This is a genomic window from Klebsiella sp. ME-303, assembly GCF_007910085.1.
Taxonomy (GTDB): Bacteria; Pseudomonadota; Gammaproteobacteria; order Enterobacterales; family Enterobacteriaceae; genus Klebsiella; species Klebsiella michiganensis.
Genome location: NZ_VOJB01000030.1, coordinates 1 through 4,284, shown reverse-complemented (window position 1 = coordinate 4,284; position 4,284 = coordinate 1). Strand labels below are relative to the sequence as shown.

The following is a 4,284-nucleotide window of genomic DNA, read 5'->3' as shown; positions in this document are numbered from 1 at the left end:
TTTACCATGGTCAACGTGGCCGATAGTACCGACGTTAACGTGCGGTTTTGTACGTTCAAACTTTTCTTTAGACATCGATTGTCCCTCTAAGACACGGATAAATCGGTGATATCACCACATCAACCGGGCAACATGCCCGACTTGTTGAATGCAATAAACAAGAGAGAAACAGGGGAGGAGAGATAAAGAAGTGGTGCTGATACCCAGAGTCGAACTGGGGACCTCACCCTTACCAAGGGTGCGCTCTACCAACTGAGCCATATCAGCACGTTTGGAGCGGGCAGCGGGAATCGAACCCGCATCATCAGCTTGGAAGGCTGAGGTAATAGCCATTATACGATGCCCGCATCCTGAAACTCGGCTACCCAGTTCTTTCTATAACAAAAAAAAGAGAAGCGTCTCTTTTTTTGTTTGAGCTGACCAGTTTAACCAATCAACTCTGGCTCCGCAAAGCGTTGCCGAAAGATGGTGGTGGGGGAAGGATTCGAACCTTCGAAGTCGATGACGGCAGATTTACAGTCTGCTCCCTTTGGCCGCTCGGGAACCCCACCAGGCACTTGATGGTGCCGACTACCGGAATCGAACTGGTGACCTACTGATTACAAGTCAGTTGCTCTACCTACTGAGCTAAGTCGGCATCAAGTAGCGCGCATTCTAGGGAGACCTGCGAGTTCATGCAACTAAAAAATTGCAGAAAATGTTCTATTGCTCACATTTTGTTCTCAAACGAGAAAAAATGGTGTAATTTCAAACAGAGCAGGACAAAAATACGCCAATCATCCTCACGGACAGGGTTGCCGAGGAGGGCAAAAAGTAGAGTGATGTCGCTAAAGCGGCATCGATACCCCATCACCTGACCACCCGATTCAATGAATAACCCACGGGTCTCTGCTGAGAACTTTATATCCCCTTACCAAACCATTCATCTCTGTGATGCTACCTTTAGAAAGCATCATTCAATGAGTTTTTTTCTTATTATTCCTCGCAATCTGGTGTTACCCTCCTGCCCATTGTCCTGATTAACTAGTGTGAAGCACCCCGCCTTCATGTAATTCGGCGGTTGCAAGAGCATGCTTATGAGCCTAAAAGAGCAAACGTTAATGACACCGTATCTACAATTTAACCGCGACCAATGGGCTGCGCTTCGTGATTCCGTTCCGATGACGCTAACAGAAGAAGAAATCACGCGGTTAAAAGGCATCAACGAAGATCTTTCCCTGGAAGAAGTAGCGGAAATTTATTTGCCGCTGTCGCGTTTACTCAATTTCTATATCAGCTCTAATCTGCGCCGCCAGGCTGTACTGGAACAATTCCTTGGCACCAACGGCCAACGTATTCCTTACATCATTAGCATTGCGGGTAGCGTGGCGGTCGGGAAGAGCACTACCGCGCGCGTGCTGCAAGCATTGCTGAGCCGCTGGCCTGAACATCGACATGTAGAATTAATCACGACAGATGGTTTTCTGCATCCTAACGCGGTATTGAAAGAACGCGGCCTGATGAAGAAGAAGGGCTTCCCGCAGTCTTATGACATGCATCGCCTGGTTAAATTCGTCTCAGACCTGAAATCCGGCGTTCCTGACGCTACGGCGCCGGTCTATTCACATCTGATTTACGACGTCATCCCTGATGGGGATAAAACCGTCACGCAGCCTGATATATTAATTCTTGAGGGATTAAATGTTCTGCAGAGCGGCATGGATTATCCACACGATCCGCATCATGTATTTGTTTCGGACTTCGTTGATTTTTCAATTTACGTTGATGCGCCTGAAGAACTGCTAAAAAACTGGTATATCAATCGTTTTCTGAAATTCCGCGAAGGCGCGTTTACCGACCCGGACTCCTATTTTCATAGCTATGCTCAGCTGTCTAAAGATGAAGCAATTGATATTGCCACATCGCTGTGGAATGAGATTAATCTTTTGAATTTAAAAGAGAACATTCTACCAACCCGTGAGCGAGCCAGCCTTATAATGACCAAAAGCGCAAACCACTCGGTGAATCAGGTGCGTTTAAGAAAATAAAAAAGGGAGCGTTAGCTCCCCTTTTTTTATTCAGCGCTGCGCAATGATATCTCACCGCCAATCCAGGGTTTTACCACCCCGTCCTGCTCCAGTAATAATGCGCCTTGAGCATCAATACCTCGCGAAATACCAAAGATCTCTTTATCGCCAATAATAAGTTTAACCGGTCGATTAATAAAGTTATCGAGCTTTTCCCAGCGGGTGAGATAGGGTGCCAGACCTTCATTCTCAAAAAGTTTAAACCCCGCCCGCAGCTCTTTAATCAGACAAGCCGCTAACGTATTACGATCGATAGAGATCCCTGCCTCCTGGAGGCTGATCCAACCCTGATTGACAACATCAGACTCCACCCGGCGCATCATGAGGTTGATCCCCGCGCCGCTGACTATCTGCGCAGCATCGCCGGTTTTCCCCGTCAGTTCCACCAGGATCCCGGACAGCTTCCGATCCTGTAAATAGAGATCGTTTGGCCATTTCACCCGAACTTTATCCGCCCCCAGGCTTTGCAGCACCTCGGCAATGACGATCCCAATGACCAGACTCAAACCTATAGCCGCAGCAGGGCCCTGCTCCAGTCGCCAGTACATTGAAAGGTAAAGGTTAGAACCAAACGGCGAGAACCACTTGCGCCCGCGGCGGCCGCGACCTGCCTGCTGATACTCAGCCACGCAGGCATCACCCGATTGCAGTTCGCTAAGTCTGTCCAGAAGATACTGGTTCGTGGAATCAATCACCGGTAGTACGGTTACCCGGCCATGCTCGATCTGCCTGGCGATCTGCTCTTCATCCAGAAGCTGGATAGGCTCAGGGAGACTGTAGCCTTTACCCGGAACGGTAAATACGTCGACTCCCCAATCGCGTAACGTTTGAATATGCTTGTTGATTGCTGCCCGACTCATCCCTAAACGCTCGCCAAGCTGTTCACCTGAGTGAAATTCAGCGTCGGCCAGGATCGATATTAGCGTCAAAGGAACGGTGTAGTCTTTCATGCGATGGTCTCCTCGGCATTAACTTCACCCGTTTCACCGATAAAGCGCACTTCCGGCTGTAACCAAATATTAAACTTCTCACCAACCTGCTGGCGTACGTAATGAGCCAGCTCAACCACGTCTTCACTGGTTGCCTGATGCTGATTGATCAATACCAGCGCCTGCTGGCTATGCACCGCTGCGCCACCCATCACTTTACCTTTAAGCTGGCATTGATCGATAAGCCAGCCGGCGGCAAGTTTCATACTGCCATCCAGCTGAGGGTAGTGAGGGATACCCGGATAGGTCGCCAGCAGCGCTTGCGCCTTGTCCGCGCTAACGACCGGGTTCTTAAAGAAGCTCCCCGCATTTCCATTCACTTTTGGATCGGGGAGTTTGGTCATGCGCATATGACAGACGGCGTCAAATACCTGCTGCGGGGTAACGGTTTGCGGATCGAGCCGGGTTAAATCACCGTAGGTCAAAACGGGTTGCCAGGCTTTTGGCAACGTCAAACCAACCGCCACAATGGCGTAGCGGTCCTGATATTCATGTTTAAAAATACTGTCCCGGTAGCCAAAGCGACATTCAGCAGCGGAAAGACGCTGTTTCACACCCGTGACCAACTCAATGCAGTCGACGTAGCGGCAAACTTTCTGTAATTCAACGCCGTAAGCACCAATATTTTGAATCGGCGAGGAGCCGGCGCAGCCAGGAATCAAAGCAAGATTTTCCAGGCCCGGCATTCCGTTATTTAGCGCAAACTGGACCAGCTGATGCCAATTTTCTCCTGCACCAACATGTAAATGCCACGTGTCAGATGTTTCACTCACTTCTATCCCCATAATACGGTTGATAATGACCGTACCGGAATAATCCTTCAGGAACAGAACATTGCTTCCTTCACCAAGGATCAGGGTTGGCTGGCGCTCTGCGGTGGCATTTTGCCAGGCATCCAGTAGCTGTTTTTCAGTTTCGGCGCGTACAATCGCTTTGGCAGAACGGTCAATACCGAAGGTGTTCCAGGGCTTAAGTGAGTGGCTCATAATGGCTTCCAGATGCAAAATCTGCATTAGTTTACCGTATATAGCGAGGGAAGGCTTCCTGATTGTCAGGGGGAGCAGGTACCATGGCGTGACTAAAATCTGGCAATTTTAAACGACGAAAACGCAAAAAGCCCATCCGTCAGGATGGGCTCTTCACTTGTTTGATGCCTGGCAGTTCCCTACTCTCACATGGGGAGACCCCACACTACCATCGGCGCTACGGCGTTTCACTTCTGAGTTCGG

The 4,284-nt window shown here is 49.5% G+C and carries 4 protein-coding genes and 4 tRNA genes; 1 reads left to right on the top strand and 7 read right to left on the bottom strand.

Annotation, left to right across the window (positions count from 1 at the left end):
• The 5 genes from FQK12_RS27550 to FQK12_RS00360 all read right to left on the bottom strand — a co-directional run.
• A partial coding sequence (locus FQK12_RS27550; protein WP_010436276.1) for a hypothetical protein occupies positions 1 to 75 on the bottom strand: 75 nt, incomplete at its 3' end.
• 116 nt (positions 76 to 191) lie between these two features.
• Positions 192 to 267 (bottom strand) — tRNA-Thr (locus FQK12_RS00375).
• Positions 268 to 272: 5 nt separating this feature from the next.
• Positions 273 to 347: transfer RNA gene (locus FQK12_RS00370), tRNA-Gly, on the bottom strand.
• 119 nt (positions 348 to 466) lie between these two features.
• Positions 467 to 551: transfer RNA gene (locus FQK12_RS00365), tRNA-Tyr, on the bottom strand.
• Positions 552 to 561: 10 nt separating this feature from the next.
• Positions 562 to 637, bottom strand: a tRNA-Thr gene (locus tag FQK12_RS00360).
• 439 nt (positions 638 to 1,076) lie between these two features.
• On the opposite strand from FQK12_RS00360, the gene coaA reads away from it, so the two are divergent.
• Positions 1,077 to 2,027 carry a type I pantothenate kinase gene (coaA, locus tag FQK12_RS00355; protein ID WP_014227490.1) on the top strand — a complete coding sequence of 317 codons (951 nt, stop codon included), beginning with the start codon at positions 1,077 to 1,079 and terminating at the stop codon, positions 2,025 to 2,027.
• A gap of 26 nt (positions 2,028 to 2,053) precedes the next feature.
• On the opposite strand, the gene birA is transcribed toward coaA, so the two are convergent.
• Entirely contained in the window at positions 2,054 to 3,016 is a 963-nt protein-coding gene (gene birA, locus FQK12_RS00350) for a bifunctional biotin--[acetyl-CoA-carboxylase] ligase/biotin operon repressor BirA (protein ID WP_004097632.1), read from the bottom strand.
• A complete protein-coding gene (murB, locus tag FQK12_RS00345; RefSeq protein WP_014227489.1) occupies positions 3,013 to 4,041 on the bottom strand; it encodes a UDP-N-acetylmuramate dehydrogenase in 1,029 nt (342 codons plus the stop codon). The genes birA and murB overlap by 4 nt, the downstream gene beginning before the upstream one ends.
• Positions 4,042 to 4,284 lie beyond the last annotated feature (243 nt).

What these genes read in the sequence shown, in the direction of transcription:
- coaA (WP_014227490.1), top strand. Translation starts at nt 1,077, where the DNA reads ATGAGCCTAAAAGAGCAAACGTTAATGACACCGTATCTACAATTTAAC.
- birA (WP_004097632.1), bottom strand. Translation starts at nt 3,016, where the DNA reads ATGAAAGACTACACCGTTCCTTTGACGCTAATATCGATCCTGGCCGAC.
- murB (WP_014227489.1), bottom strand. Translation starts at nt 4,041, where the DNA reads ATGAGCCACTCACTTAAGCCCTGGAACACCTTCGGTATTGACCGTTCT.